At 64.2% G+C, this 13416-nt stretch carries 10 protein-coding genes and 2 tRNA genes; 9 read left to right on the forward strand and 3 right to left on the reverse strand.

All coding sequences use genetic code 11. The features are described from left to right. Window positions 1–60 precede the first annotated feature (60 nt). The 3 genes from AC0MRV_RS04310 to AC0MRV_RS04320 form a co-directional block, all read right to left on the reverse strand. Window positions 61–4719 (reverse strand): 2-oxoacid:acceptor oxidoreductase family protein, encoded by a 4659-nt coding sequence (locus tag AC0MRV_RS04310; RefSeq protein WP_472763203.1) that lies wholly within the window; start codon window positions 4717–4719, stop codon window positions 61–63. Between the two features lie 239 nt (window positions 4720–4958). Continuing rightward, window positions 4959–5798, reverse strand: a complete 840-nt coding sequence (locus AC0MRV_RS04315; protein ID WP_472763204.1) for a TatD family hydrolase — start codon at window positions 5796–5798, stop codon at window positions 4959–4961. A 13-nt stretch (window positions 5799–5811) separates the two neighbouring features. After that, a complete protein-coding gene (locus AC0MRV_RS04320) occupies window positions 5812–6225 on the reverse strand; it encodes a SufE family protein (protein WP_472763205.1) in 414 nt (137 codons plus the stop codon). Window positions 6226–6340: 115 nt separating this feature from the next. On the opposite strand from AC0MRV_RS04320, the gene AC0MRV_RS04325 reads away from it, so the two are divergent. From AC0MRV_RS04325 to nusG, 9 genes are all read left to right on the forward strand, one after another. Next, window positions 6341–8989 carry a tetratricopeptide repeat protein gene (locus AC0MRV_RS04325; protein WP_472763206.1) on the forward strand — a complete coding sequence of 883 codons (2649 nt, stop codon included), beginning with the start codon at window positions 6341–6343 and terminating at the stop codon, window positions 8987–8989. 85 nt (window positions 8990–9074) lie between these two features. Further along, window positions 9075–9719: a MotA/TolQ/ExbB proton channel family protein gene (locus AC0MRV_RS04330; protein WP_472763207.1), complete on the forward strand. Its 645-nt coding sequence runs from the start codon at window positions 9075–9077 to the stop codon at window positions 9717–9719. Then, entirely contained in the window at window positions 9716–10186 is a 471-nt protein-coding gene (locus tag AC0MRV_RS04335; RefSeq protein WP_472763208.1) for an ExbD/TolR family protein, read from the forward strand. The genes AC0MRV_RS04330 and AC0MRV_RS04335 overlap by 4 nt, the downstream gene beginning before the upstream one ends. 48 nt (window positions 10187–10234) lie before the next feature. Further along, window positions 10235–10960 carry a hypothetical protein gene (locus tag AC0MRV_RS04340; RefSeq protein ID WP_472763209.1) on the forward strand — a complete coding sequence of 242 codons (726 nt, stop codon included), beginning with the start codon at window positions 10235–10237 and terminating at the stop codon, window positions 10958–10960. A 94-nt stretch (window positions 10961–11054) separates the two neighbouring features. After that, a tRNA-Thr gene (locus AC0MRV_RS04345) sits at window positions 11055–11130 on the forward strand. Window positions 11131–11191: 61 nt separating this feature from the next. Then, window positions 11192–12382, forward strand: a complete 1191-nt coding sequence (gene tuf, locus AC0MRV_RS04350) for an elongation factor Tu (RefSeq protein WP_472763210.1) — start codon at window positions 11192–11194, stop codon at window positions 12380–12382. 79 nt (window positions 12383–12461) lie between these two features. Beyond that, window positions 12462–12537 (forward strand) — tRNA-Trp (locus AC0MRV_RS04355). Between the two features lie 12 nt (window positions 12538–12549). After that, a complete protein-coding gene (gene secE / locus AC0MRV_RS04360) occupies window positions 12550–12753 on the forward strand; it encodes a preprotein translocase subunit SecE (RefSeq protein ID WP_472763211.1) in 204 nt (67 codons plus the stop codon). Window positions 12754–12758: 5 nt separating this feature from the next. Beyond that, window positions 12759–13340, forward strand: a complete 582-nt coding sequence (nusG, locus tag AC0MRV_RS04365; protein ID WP_221032145.1) for a transcription termination/antitermination protein NusG — start codon at window positions 12759–12761, stop codon at window positions 13338–13340. Window positions 13341–13416: the final 76 nt, after the last annotated feature.

Consider the following 13416-nt stretch of genomic DNA (forward strand, 5'->3'; position numbering starts at 1 on the left):
GAAAGAAAACGGCCGCCCGGAGTGGGCGGCCGTCTGATGATGGAACGGTGGGTGGGAAGCTTAGCTCGCAGCGGCTTCGGCTTCGAGCAGCGCGCGGCCCTTGGCCTTCAGGTCCTCGATGCTGATGTCTCCCTTGTCGACTTTGGCGAGGAGGGCCTTTTGGGCCTGGTAGTCCTTGTTTTCCTGACCGGCGTGGGACTGCAGCATGCGCCAGGCTTTGCGGCGCTCCACGTTGAAGAGCACCATCTGGCGGCTCATCTTCATGGGGATGTGCTTTCCGTTGCCGGCGTCGTATTTGATATAAACCCCGAAGTCGGGGATGTAGGCGCGGCTGGCCGGGTCGTTGTAGCGACGGTAGACGATGTCCTGCTGGGTGACACGGAGGAGCACGTCCTCGAGGTGTTCCATGTGTTCCACTTCCTCGGCAGAGGCCTTTTTGATGTGCTGACGGAAGCGCGCCTCGGTGCAGGCCCAGTGGGCGATGGTGTAGGCGTAGGTGTCATCAGTATCTGAATACTTCGTCATCCACCAATCGCGGTCGGGGTTCTTGTTGCCCTTGAGCGACAAGGCCTCGGTGTAGGACTCGCCGAGACGCGGATCGAAGACGAACTCCGGCAGGCAGCGCGACTCGCGCACGCGCTCGGCCTGTTTGGTCGCCATGTTGTCGGCCACGCCGTGTTCGGGCTGGCAGGTGGTGTAGGCCTGGAAGAAGGCCGTGCCGCGATACTCCAGCGCCGAGATCATCGACTGGTAGAGTTTGGCGGAGTCGGCCATGGAGACCTGGGCGAGGAAGGGCGAGCCGTGGCCGTTGAGGAAGCACTCGGCGATGTTCTTCATCTCGTTGAGCTTACCCTGGGAGGCGGCGCCGGCCTGGTTCATGTCGAAGCCTCCGGTCATGGGGGAGTGATCGGAGTTCTGGCCGCCGGTGTTGGAATACACCTGGGTGTCGAGCATGAGCAGCTTCACGTTGGGGCGATTTTGTAGGATCACCTTGGATACGTTTTGGAAGCCGATGTCGCCCATGCCGCCGTCGCCGCCGACGCACCACACCTTGGGCAGCTCCTTGATTTCCTGGTCGGTCATCAGGGCGTCGGTGAAGTGGGTGTAGTTGAAGTAGGTGGCCTGGTCGAGCTGGTCGCCGGCGAAGAGGTGGTCGATGAGACGCTCCGGGATGATGGAACGACGGGCGTTCTCGGTCATGAAGGTTTCGCCCATCATCCACGAAATGGTGGCGCCGTCCTGGAAGAGGGAGTTGAGCCACGGGTAGGGGTGCGGGTTGTTGGGCGGGGTGGAGCCGTAGACCGTGTTGCAGCCGGTGTGGGCGCCCATGGCCATGACGGACATGCCGTTGGAGAGGCGGCCATCAAGAGTCTGCAGGATCTTGTGGTTGAAGGCTTCCTGCTTGATCACGGCGCAGATGGCGTTGACGGCCTCCTGGTCGGTGATCTCACCACGGGCGGCGAGGCGGGTGTCGGTGTCTTGGTCGGAGTCACCGCCGAGCCCCATGATGATATGGGCGACCATGCGTTTCCACGTGGCGTAGGCGGCGGGGTTTTCGACGCGGAGCTTTTCCAGGGCGGTGGTGCCCTCACGCTTCAGCTTGCCGAACTTCTCGGTGAGGCGGTCGGCCTTGGCGTGGAAGATCGGGCGCATGTAGGCCTCGGTCACCGATGCGATGGCGTGCAACACGGGCTTCTCGCCGCAACCGGCGCAAGCGCCGTCGCCGGAGACGAGGGCGTCGTAGTTGCGGTTGACCATCATGTGATTGCGCAGGGCGGCGGGGCGCGACTGCTCCGGTGCGTCGTTCTGGTAGAGACCGAGGTATTTTTGATCGGTGTCGGGCAGAAGGCGGAGGAAGGCCGTGGCCGAGAGCAGCTCGGCGTTATAGTCCTCGGTGTCCTCGATCATGCGCAGCGCGTCGTGATCGCCGCACTCCTCGACGCAGAGGCCGCAGCCCTTGCAGAGGTCGGAGACGAAGATGGAGAAGATGCCGCCGGCCCCCTTGTCCTTGCGCTCCTTGGAGAGGAACACCGCCGGGACCTTGAGGTAGGAAAGCGGCAGGATGTTGAGGATGCCGTCGAGCTCGAGCGCGGCGTCTTCGGAGATGGTCGGCGTAGATCGCACGATGTTCATCACCAACTCGCGGACGGATTCGCCCTCCTTGGCTTTGGCGTTGGCCAGCATCTGTTCGCGGATGGCGCCATCGATGTCGGGGATGGCCTCGTGGATGGCGGCACGCTGGGCCGGGTCGGTGACGTAGTTGTCGACCGCGGTGTTGAGGATGGTCTGCAGGTCCTGCGCGGTGTTGGGCAGGGCGGTGTCGGGGCAGGAGGTGATGCACTCCATGCACTGCGTGCAGTTCTCGGCGAAGTATTTGGGCGTCTCGCGACGGGCGCCGTATTTGGAGGCGGTGGCGCCGGAGGCGGCGGCCATGACGCCGACGGCGGCGAGGGGTGAGGCGGGTTGGTTGTAACCGAGGCCGGCGCGGTATTCGCTGTCGAAGGTCTCGGTCTTATACATCGGCAGGCCGTCGGGCTGCTCCTCGGACGGCGTGCAACCGCAGGCGCCGCCGCAATCGGAGTTCTTCGGCAGGAGGAGTTCGCCGCGCATGGAGGAGGCGTCGGGGGCGTCGATCGGGCCGTAGGGCACCTGCTGGAGACGGGAACCGCCGGCGGTCATGACCTGCATGTTGGAGTCGACGACGGCGTCGCCGAACTTGCCGAACTTCTTCTGGTATTGGGCGCGGACGACGTCCTTGAAGTGGTCTTCGGAGATGCCGAACTGCTCGAGGAAGGGCGAGACCTTGAAGAAGGCGCCGAGGAAGGAGTTGCCCTGCATGCGCAGCTGCAGGTCGGGGCGGTTGGTGGCGGCCTTGGCGATTTCGAAGCCGGGCAGGATGTAGACCTTGATCTGTTTCTCGATGATCTCCTGGCGGTATTTGGCCGGGATGCGTTGCCAGGCTTTTTCGGGCGACTCGGCGGACTCCCAGACGAAGGCGCCACCCTCGACCAGACCCTCGAGCGGGTTGATGTGGGTGAAGGCCTTGGGGTCGCAGCAGAGCACGACGTTGACGTGCTTGAGGTCGCAGTTGACGCGCACGCGCTCGGGGGCGGCGGTGAGGAAGTAGGAGGTGGGCGAACCCTTCTTCTCAGAACCGTATTTCGGGTTGGCGGAAACGTGAACGACTTCCTTGGGGTTGCCGTTGGCGTCGGTGACGTTGTCGCGCTCCGCGACGTGGGTGCCGAGGTCGCCGATGATTTCGGCGAGGTTCTTGCCGGTGGTGATCATGCCCCAGCCACCGATGGAATGGAGGCGGACGGCGATGGCCTTGTCGGGCAGGAGCGACGGGGTTTCGTCGGCGCAGACCGAGTAGGGGTGATCGACGCCGAGGTTGAAGAAGGTGTAACCCTGCGCGGCGGTCTTGCCGTCCTGGCGGGCGCGGCCCTCGGCGACAAATTCGTAGGCGCCAATGATGTGCTCGGGGCGGAAGTCGCGGGAGCCCATGCCGTAGCAACCGGAGTAGTTGCGCGGCACCTCGTGCTGCTCGATGACGGGCAGGCCGGGGCGGTGGGGGAAACCGGGATGGATGTAGGCCTTGGTGAGGGCGGCACGCACCTCGCGGGCGAGCGGGTTGTCACCGGCGAGCGGCTCGTCGGTGCGTTCGAGAATGATGACCGACTTCTTGCCCTTGAGGGCGTTCACGATGGCCTTCTGGGGGAAGGGGCGCAGCACGTTGACGTGCACGGAACCAACCTTGGCTCCACGCGTGGCGCGGAGATGGTCGACGGCGGCCTCGATGTTTTCGGCGGCGGAACCGAGGGTGACGAAGGTAACCTCGGCGTCGTCGTTCTTGTATTCGGAGACGAGGCCGTAGTTGCGGCCGGTGAGGCGGGCCCACTCGTGGTAGGCGTCCTCCAGCATGGGCAGGATGTGCTCGGCGAAGTTGTTTCGGCGAGCCACCACGCCGTTCATGTAGTGCTCCTGGTTCTGCACCGGACCGATGAGGGCGGGGTTGGTGAGGTCAATGACCTTGGGAATGCGGCGACGGGTGGGGCCAAAGAGTTGTTTTTGGGCCTCGGTCGGGCAGGGAATGATGTCGTCCGGCGAGCCAAGGTATTCGCGGAGGAGCTCGGACTCGTGTTTGAGGAAGGTGCGCTCGAGGTGGGTGGTGAGGAACCCGTCCTGAATGTTCATGCCCGGGGTGAGCGAGAGCTCGGTGACGCGGCGCAGAATCACGGCCTGGTCGGCGGCCTGCTGGGCGTCCTTGGCGAAGAGCATGGTCCAGCCAGTGTCGAGGGCGGCGTAGATGTCGTCGTGGCCGCAGTGCACGTTGAGGGCGTGCTTGGTGAGGGCGCGGGCGCCGACCTCGAGGACCATGGTGGAGAGCTTGCCCGGCGCGTGGTAGTATTGCTCGATGCCGTAGACGATGCCTTGGCCGGAAGTGAAGTTGACGGTGCGCTTGCCGGTGACGCTGGTCGCGATGGCGCCGCCTTGGGCGGAGTGTTCACCTTCACATTCGATGGCGATGGTGGGTCGGCCGAAGACGTTGAGCTGACCCTTGGCGCGGGCGAACTCATACATCTCGCCCATCTCGGTCGAAGGGGTGATCGGATAAAAAATGCCCGCTTCGGTAATGCGCGCCTCGGTGTAGGAGGCGACGAGCTGGTTACCATTGGTGGTGATGCGGATGCCGGGGTATTTGGGTTTGGATGCGACCATAGGAGGAAGGAGAAAAGGGCCGGAATGCGCAGTGGAGTCACCCCAGCGATTGATAAGGGATCTGACTTAAAGAACGGGGGGCAGGCCAAGATCGGCGCAGTGGGGAAGGCGTCGGTGCCGGCGTGCGGGAGCGCCACTATGGAGCGCGGCAAAGGGGGGCGCCAAGGACGGAATGAGTCACAGTCGCGCGACGATTGGCGGATCGTGCGCGTATTTTGACGCGGGCGTTTACCGGACGGTCAAAAGGCAAGAAATAAGCGGTGGAAGTTCGTCGCGACGTGTTCGGTGAGCGTCGGGAGGGGCAGGTCGCGGAGCTCCGCGAGGCGAAGGTAGGCCTGCGCGAGGTTGGCCGGGTGATTGAGCACAAAACCCTTTGGACCGGGGGGCAGGGCGTGCGCCGGGACGGGTGGCGGAGTGGCGGGCGCGTCGGTTTCGACCAGCAGGCGGTCGAGCGGAACCGCGGCAAAGGCGGCGCGTTGTTTGCTGCGGCGCGGATCGAGAAAGGAGGTGTTGAACGAGAAGAACGCACCAAGTTCGGCGAAAGCGGGCACCATCTCGGCCGAGCCTCCGTAGGCGTGGAGGAGGAAACCGCGGGCGGGCAGGGGCTGGGCGCGCAGCAGGTCCAAGAGTTGCCCCCAGGCGTGCAGGCAGTGGATGGAGGCGGGGCGATTTTGATCGGCGGCCCAGCGGAGTTGCCATTGGAAGACCTCCACCTGTTCGTCGATCGGAGCGCGGACGACGCCTTCGAGCATGGGGTGGTCCGGGCGGGCGGCGTCGGTCATCCAACGGTCGATGCCGATCTCGCCGACGCCCGCCTGAGGCACCGCGGTCAGTTGGGCGTTGAACAGCTGCTGCCAGTTAGCCGGGCGGCTGCCGACGTCCCATGGGTGAATGCCGTAGCTGGGCACGACCCACGGGTGGCGGGCGGCGAGGGCGGTGACGGCGTCCCAATCGTCCTGCGGATGGGTGCCATTGACGACGGCGCCGCCGATCGGGAGGGCTTCGATGGCGGGCAGGATGGCGTCGGCGTGACGCGCGAGTTCGGCGAACTGCAGGTGATTGTGCGCGTCGAACAACATCGGGCGGGAGGATTTAGGTGGCCCAAGCCACGGCGAGGCTGGCGATGCGTTCGCGGACGGCGCGCAGGCCGTTCTGGCGAGTGGGGGACAGGTCGCGCCAGAGGTCGAGTTTTTCGATGACGTCGATTTGGGCCGTGGCGACCTCGGCCGGCGCGGCGCCTGCGCAGCATTGGCAGATCAAGTGGACGAGGCCTTTGACCATCGGCGAGTCGCAGTCGGTGGCGAAATGGCAACCGTTGTCGCGCAGTTCGCCGCGCAGCCAGACCCGCGAGGTGCAGCCGGGAACGAGGAGGTCGTCGGTGCGCTCGGCGGCGGAGAAAGGCGGCAGGGCGCGGGCGGCGTCGACGACGGCGCCGAGGCGTTCCTGTTTGTTTTCAATGATGGCGAAGGCTTCGACGACGGATTCCTGGCGTTGGGCGACGGTCATGGCGGAGGAGGGAAGTGGTGGTTGAAGCCGGGCCGCGGCGCAAACCCGGAACGTTGCAAGCGGATGGTGAGGCGCGGACTTGCGTCGGAGCGGGCCGAGGCGCACGTTGCGGCCCATGCGCGTCGGTCGGGTTCTCGTGTGCTTTCATTGCTTTCAGCTCCTCTTGGCGAGTGGCGTGGTGGGGCGTGCGCAGGATGCGGTGGCGACTCCGCCGTTGATGGCCGGGGTGCCGGAGCCGGTCGACGTGGCGGAGGTGCTGGCCACGCAACAGGCCGCCCGGCGGGCGACGCAGATGGGGTTTCCGGGGATCGCCGTGGGCTTGTGGGAAAAGGTCGCGGCGGCCACTCCCTCCGGTCCGGCGCAGGATGCGGTGCGGCTGGAGTGGACGATGGCCTTGCTGGAGGCGCAGGATGTGGCGGGGGCGGCCACCGCGCTGCAGGGAATCGGCAACGCGAATGATCCGCGGGTGCGCTTGCGGCGGGCTTTGATCGAGCTGGCCCGCGGGCACGCGGACCAAGCGGAGGCGGTGTTGGGCGAGCTTTCGGCCGACCGGCTGCCGGCGAGCGAACGGGCGTGGTTTCATTATGCGATCGGCGCGATGGCCGATGCCGGCAACAAACCGCAGGCCGCGCGCCAAGCTTATCGCGCGGCGGTGGCGGCGGCGCCATCCGGCGTGTTGAAGGCGCGGCTGGAGCTGGCGGACCTGCGATCGTCCTGGCAGGTGGCGGAGCCGACGGAGGCGCAGTTGGAAACCGTGCGGCGCCGGATGGAGGAGTATGTCGGCGAGCAGATTGGTTACGACATGGCCAAGCGTTATGCGGCCATCCTGGCGGCGCTCGGGCGGGAGGCGGAAGCGATCGCGTTTTTGCAGAATCAACTGCTGGCGTTGCCGTCGGCGGAGCGGGAGCAGCAGGACGATTTCCGGCTGTTGTTGGGTTTGATCGCGGGGCCGGAGGACGAGCGCGGTCGTTTGCGCTTGGAGCAGTTGTTGCGCGATGGGGTGAGTCGGCAGAAGCAACGGATCGCGCTGCGGATGCTGGCGCAGGGAGCGTTCACTGCGGCCGATCGGGCGGCATTGCGCGCCACGCTGGGCGAGTTGCTCAGCGGCGCGGCCAACCGCCAGGGCGGGCACCCGATCGAACAGGATTTGTTGCTTTTCCGCGCGCAGTTGGCGGCGACGGCGGAGGAAGCGACGCGCGATGCGCTGTCGTTGTTGGAGGATTATCCGGCGTCGGATCTGCGGCCGATCGCGCTGGGGGTGTTGGTCAGTGCGGCGTGGGAGGAGCAGCGTTACCGGGCGGCGGCGGGCTATGCGGCGCAGGCGCTGCGGGAGTTGACGGAAGGGGATGCGCAGGTGCAGGCGCAGTTGGCCGTGCTGCAGGCGGAGGCGTTTTTCCGGGCGGGCGATTACCGGAGCGCGGCCGATGCCTATGCGGCGGCGTTGGATAATCTGCCGCTGGGAATGTCGGCGGGAGACATGATTTTCCAGGAGGTGCTGGCGCGTATCCGGGACCAGCAACTCACGGCGGCGGCGAACCGCATCGATCTGCTGGCCAATGACCCGCGCTTCGACGTGGTCAACCGCTGGCAGGCCGAGTGGAACCTGGCGCGCGCCCTGCAGGCCGAGGGGCGGATGTTCGACGCCGACGAGCGGGTGAAGCAGCTGCGACGGCGCGAACGCGGAGCGGGCGCGGCCCTGCCGCCGGATCTGTCGGTGCGCATGGCGTGGCTCGAGGCGCGGCTGGCGTTGGACGTGGGGGAACCCGACCGGGCCTTGGCGGCGGCGGCGGCATTGCGCGAACGTTTGGCCAACATCGCGCCGGTGCTGCGGCGCGAAATTGAGTCCTCGCTGCGCCTGCTGGAAGCCGAGGCGTTTTTCGCGCTCGATCGCTACGATGAGGCGCTGGCGGTGCTGCAAACCCTGCGTAACGAGGCGCCGGATACGGATGCGGCGGTGTATTCCTACATCGAGGAGGCGAATGTGCAGGCCAGTCGGGGGCAGTTGGTGGAGGCGCAGCGGCTGTTGACCGAGCTGGTGGAAGAGTATCCGCAGCACCGATACGCTCCGTTCGCCTTGTATCAATCGGCCCTGGTCGCCGAAGGGCGGCGGGAGGACAGCTATCTGCAGGAGGCGATCACCAAGATCGAGGAGCTCGTCACGACTTACCCGGATGACCCGCTGGTTTTTTATGCCCGCTTCAAGCAGGGCGACCTGCTGCGAAAACTGAACCAATGGGAACCGGCGCGACTGGTCTATGAGTTGATCACCAACCGGTATCCGCAGCACCCGGATGTGTGGTCGGCGCAACTGGCGCTGGCGGACACCTTGAACGCGCAGGCGGGACTGTCGGAGCCGGCGCTGCGCGAAAGCGCGGGCGCGATTTACGAGCGTTTGCGGGATTTGCCCACGGCTTCGATCCCGTTGCGGGTGGAGGCAGGATACAAAGCGGGCAGCGTGCTCGTCCAGAACGGGGCGCCGGAGCGCGCTGCCGAAACCTGGTGGCAGGTCGCGAACGAGTTTCTGGTGGAACCGGCGGAGGTCGCCACTGCGCCGGAGATCGATCTCGGGGTGAAGGGACGGTATTGGTTGGCGCGACTGCTGGCGCAGTTGGGCGCGCTGTTGGAGCGGCAGGAACGGCCGCTCGAGGCGCGCAAGGCCTACGCGATGATGGTGGACGCGGGATTACCGCAGGCCGATTGGGCGGCGGCGCAGCTGGACCGGCTTGGCGGTCGGCAACCCGTGGCGGGGGCGCCGGGCGATTGACGCGAGAGCGGCATGAATCTCTAACACACGACGAAAACGACTCATGGGTGATTTTGATTTCAGTTTGTTGACGCGCGGTGGCCCGATGATGCTGGTCCTGCTGGTCATGGCGGTGGCCGGGGTGGTGTTGTTTGTGGAGCGCACGCTTTACCTGCATCGAGGTCAGATCCGCTCCACCGCGTTTGTGGAAGGGATCAAGAACATCCTGGAAAAGCGCCGGGTGATGGAGGCGTTGACGGTTTGCGAAGAGACACCGGGGCCGGTGGCGGCGGTGGTGAAGGCGGCCTTGCTGCACGTGCACGACGACGAAGCGAAGATGCGTTTTGCAGTGCAGGAGGCGGGTATCGTGGAGGTTCCGGCACTGGAGCGGCGGATGGGTTCGATCGCGGCCATCGCGCAGGTGGCGCCGTTGGTGGGGTTGCTCGGCACGGTATTGGGCATGGCGACGACGTTTTATGCCTTCATGACAGGGGGCGCGGAGTATGCGACCGCCCGGGCCTTGGCCGATGGGATGTGGCAGGCCCTGTTGGTGACGATCGGCAGCCTCACCTTGGCGATCCCGGCGCATCTGGGTTACCACTTCCTGAGCGGGCGGGTGCGGGCCATCGTGCGCGACGTCGAGTGGGCGGGGAACGAAATCATGCGGTTCCTGCTGGTGGATTACCGCAAGTTGGAGGCCGCCGACGGCAGCGCGGGGAGTGCGGCCGATACCAAGGAGCGCGACGCATGATCACCCGGCCGTTGGATTTGGCGTCCAAACTGCGGCCAGCGCCGCGGATGATGGACAGTGTGTTTTACGCGAACTTGGTTTTGTTGGGCCTGTTCTTTGCGCTTTTTGGGTCCCGTTTTGTGATTTCACCCAGCGTGGAGCTTGGCGGAGCCAACCTGGTGCTGCCCACCGCGACGTCGCCGGCGACATCGGGTGCCAGCACGACTTCGGTCATCAGTGTGCTGGGGTCCGACATGGTGTTCACCTCCGATGGCAGAATGACTTACGGAGAGCTGGCGAGATGGTTGCCCACGCAGGTGGCGCGGGGCAGTGAGAAGGAATCCCGGCTGCTGGTGCGCGCCGACGTGCGGGTCACTGCGCGCGATCTGGCGCGGCTCTCAGATATGGCGACGGCAGCGGGGTTTTCGGGGGTGCAGTTGGCCTTGGAGAATCCTCGTGATGTCCTGCAGGTGCAGGAGGAGCGCTGAAACGTGGCTGGTTCCGGGAAAACCTTTCCGTGGCTGGGGGCGACGATCGTGGCGGCGATCGGGGTGGTGGGAGTGGTCGCACTCGTCGATCTGGGGGGGCCGGGAGAAACAGGAGAAGGTATTTATCCACAAGGAGATGGGGGGCAAATCGGTCTGACGGCGATCGGGGCGGGGGAGGAAGCGTTGCGGTCGCAACCCGGGGCCGAGTTGTCGCTGAACGATCCGACCCCCCTGTTTTTGCCACTGAGCATGAACAGCGGGAAAGTGGATCCGCGGATGACGACCGAGCGTTCGCCCGGCACGTCATTTGAAGCCTTCCCCTCGAAGCTCGTATTCCCGGAAGAGGACAATCGTTTGGCGGTGCCGGACGTGGTGCAGGTTCAATCGCGCGCGCTTGATGTCATGGAAAGCCTGGCGCCAGACGTGAATCTGGGCGAGCTCGCTCGGGCGGACACCCGAGCGCGGGCCATGTCACCCCGGGCGGCGATCATCGAAGTTCACCGGGTCGCCGACGGTGCGTTGGCCTATCGGCAGGAAATCAAGCGCGAGTCCGCCGGGCGCCTGGCCTTGGTGCCGATGGAAACGCTGGTGGTGGTCAACGACGCTGGGATGCTCACCGAGCGCGGGACCCTCAATGTCGTGGCCGGGGGTGGGACCCTCCCGCTTTTCGGGCAGCAGCAAGTCGATTTGGATGAAGCGGCCAAACTGCTCAAATCGGTTGATTTGGGAGCCCATTTGACTCGAGGAATTTATCGTATCTCCCTCGGGCCCTAGAATTTAGCTGTAATTGAAAAATTGCAGTTGACGGTGATTTTTGTGCTCTCCACGTTCGGCACTCTTTTCTCGTCTTTTGACGAAGTCTCGTGTCGCCCAGATAGCTCAGTTGGTAGAGCACACCCTTGGTAAGGGTGAGGTCGCCAGTTCGACTCTGGTTCTGGGCTCCATGTAGACGACGCCAAAAAACACATTCTCCTCACACGTATATAACAATCGTCTCCAACCCAAATGGCTAAAGGCACATTCGAGCGCACCAAACCGCACGTCAACGTCGGCACCATCGGCCACGTCGACCACGGCAAAACCACCACCACCACGGCTATCCTCAAGGTTCAGGCCGACAAGGGTCTGGCGGAATTCAAGTCCTACGCGGACATCGCGAAGGGCGGCACCGTGCGCGATGCTTCCAAGATCGTGACCATTTCCGTCGCTCACGTTGAGTATGAGACGGCCAACCGTCACTACGCTCACGTTGATTGCCCCGGCCACGCCGACTTCGTGAAGAACATGATCACGGGTGCGGCCCAGATGGACGGCGCCATCCTCGTTGTTTCCGCCGCTGACGGCCCGATGCCGCAGACCCGCGAGCACATCCTCCTCGCCCGTCAGGTTGGCGTGCCGAAGATCGTGGTTTGGCTCAACAAGGTCGACCTCATCGACGACGAAGAGCTCCTCGAGCTCGTCGAGATGGAGATCCGCGAACTCCTCTCCAAGTATCAGTTCGACGGCGACAATGCCCAGATCGTGCGTGGTTCCGCCACTGCCGCTCTCGAAGGCAAGCCGGGTGGTGCCGAAGCGATTGGCAACCTGATGGACGCCATCGACGCCGAAATTCCGGAGCCGGCCCGCGAGACCGACAAGCCGTTCCTGATGTCCGTTGAGGACGTCTTCTCGATCACCGGTCGTGGCACCGTTGCCACTGGTCGTATCGAGCGCGGTATCGTCAAGCTCAACGAGCCGGTCGAAATTGTCGGTATCAAGGACACCGCCAACACGGTCGTCACCGGTATTGAAATGTTCCGCAAGCTGCTCGATAGCGGCCAGGCCGGTGATAACGTTGGTCTCCTCCTCCGTGGTGTCGACAAGGACTCCATCGAGCGCGGTCAGGTCATCGCTGCCCCGAAGTCCATCACCCCGCACAAGAAGGCCAAGGCCGAGATCTACGTGCTCGGTAAGGACGAAGGTGGCCGTCACACCCCGTTCTTCAACGGCTATCGCCCGCAGTTCTACTTCCGCACGACCGACGTGACCGGCGTCATCACCCTCCCCGAGGGCGTCGAGATGGTCATGCCTGGTGACAACGTTTCCGTCGACATCGAGCTGATTTGCCCGATCGCCATGGAGAAGACCCAGCGCTTCGCCATCCGCGAGGGCGGTCGCACCATCGGTGCCGGTCGTATCGTCGAGATCACCGAATAAACCGTTTCAGTCGTTTCACCGACCGCCGAGGCCTCGCAAAGGGGCCTCGGCTGCGTCGTCTAAAGAATAACTATCCCAAAGGCGTGTAGCTCAATTGGTAGAGTAGCGGTCTCCAAAACCGTCGGTTGGGGGTTCGAGTCCCTCCGCGCCTGCCACTTTCCTGTCTGATGAAAAACCCATTCCGCAGCACCCGTATCTTTTTCGGTGAGATGATTGGCGAGCTCCAGAAGGCCTCTTGGCCGACTCGCACCGAACTCCGCGACTCCACCATCGTGGTGATCATCGCTGCGGTTATTCTGGGTGTCTTCACCAGCATCAGCGATTTCGCGCTGTATCAAGTCGTCGACCTGCTCACCTCCTGGGTCAGCTAAACCACATGTCCGAGTCCACCAGCACCGCCCCCGCCAGCGCACAATGGTTCGCGCTCCACACGCTCTCCGGCCAGGAGGGCAAGGTGAAGACGTATATTGAGAAGTTCAAAAAGGCGGAGGAACTCGACGACTACATTTTTGAAGTGCTGCTCCCGACCGAGGTCGTTTCCGAGGTCAAGAACGGCAAGAAGAGCACTAAGACCCGCAAACTTTACCCGGGTTACGTGTTCATCAACATGCGCCTCTACGGCGAGGACAAGAAGCTGATCAACAAGCCGTGGTATTTCGTCAAAGAGACCACCGGCGTGATCGGCTTCGTTGGCGGGGAAAGCCCGGCGGCCCTCCGTCAGTCCGAGGTGGATGAAATCCGCGCCCGCATCGAGGCCGCCAGCGGCAAGGAAGTGCCGAAGGTCGCCTACGAAGTGGGCGAAAACGTCAAGATCACCGACGGCGCCTTTGCCAACCTCACCGGTCGCATCGACGAAATCGATCCCGAGCGCGGCAAGCTCAAGATCTCCGTTTCCATTTTCGGCCGGTTCACCCCGGTCGAGCTCGAATACTGGCAGGTGGAACGCATTACCGAGTAACGCGACGCCTCTTTCTCACCGCCGACGTTCAGCAAGTCCCACCAACGTCACTCATCACCCGCCAATTCATTCACCT

The sequence above is a fragment of the Actomonas spartinae genome, from assembly GCF_051209155.1.
GTDB lineage: Bacteria > Verrucomicrobiota > Verrucomicrobiia > Opitutales > Opitutaceae > Actomonas.

Excerpts from the sequence above, each read along its gene's own strand:
- AC0MRV_RS04310 (WP_472763203.1), bottom strand. The coding sequence starts at position 4,719 with ATGGTCGCATCCAAACCCAAATACCCCGGCATCCGCATCACCACCAAT.
- AC0MRV_RS04320 (WP_472763205.1), bottom strand. The coding sequence starts at position 6,225 with ATGACCGTCGCCCAACGCCAGGAATCCGTCGTCGAAGCCTTCGCCATC.
- nusG (WP_221032145.1), top strand. The coding sequence starts at position 12,759 with ATGTCCGAGTCCACCAGCACCGCCCCCGCCAGCGCACAATGGTTCGCG.
- AC0MRV_RS04335 (WP_472763208.1), top strand. The coding sequence starts at position 9,716 with ATGATCACCCGGCCGTTGGATTTGGCGTCCAAACTGCGGCCAGCGCCG.
- AC0MRV_RS04330 (WP_472763207.1), top strand. The coding sequence starts at position 9,075 with ATGATGCTGGTCCTGCTGGTCATGGCGGTGGCCGGGGTGGTGTTGTTT.
- AC0MRV_RS04315 (WP_472763204.1), bottom strand. The coding sequence starts at position 5,798 with ATGTTGTTCGACGCGCACAATCACCTGCAGTTCGCCGAACTCGCGCGT.
- AC0MRV_RS04325 (WP_472763206.1), top strand. The coding sequence starts at position 6,341 with ATGCGCGTCGGTCGGGTTCTCGTGTGCTTTCATTGCTTTCAGCTCCTC.
- secE (WP_472763211.1), top strand. The coding sequence starts at position 12,550 with ATGAAAAACCCATTCCGCAGCACCCGTATCTTTTTCGGTGAGATGATT.
- tuf (WP_472763210.1), top strand. The coding sequence starts at position 11,192 with ATGGCTAAAGGCACATTCGAGCGCACCAAACCGCACGTCAACGTCGGC.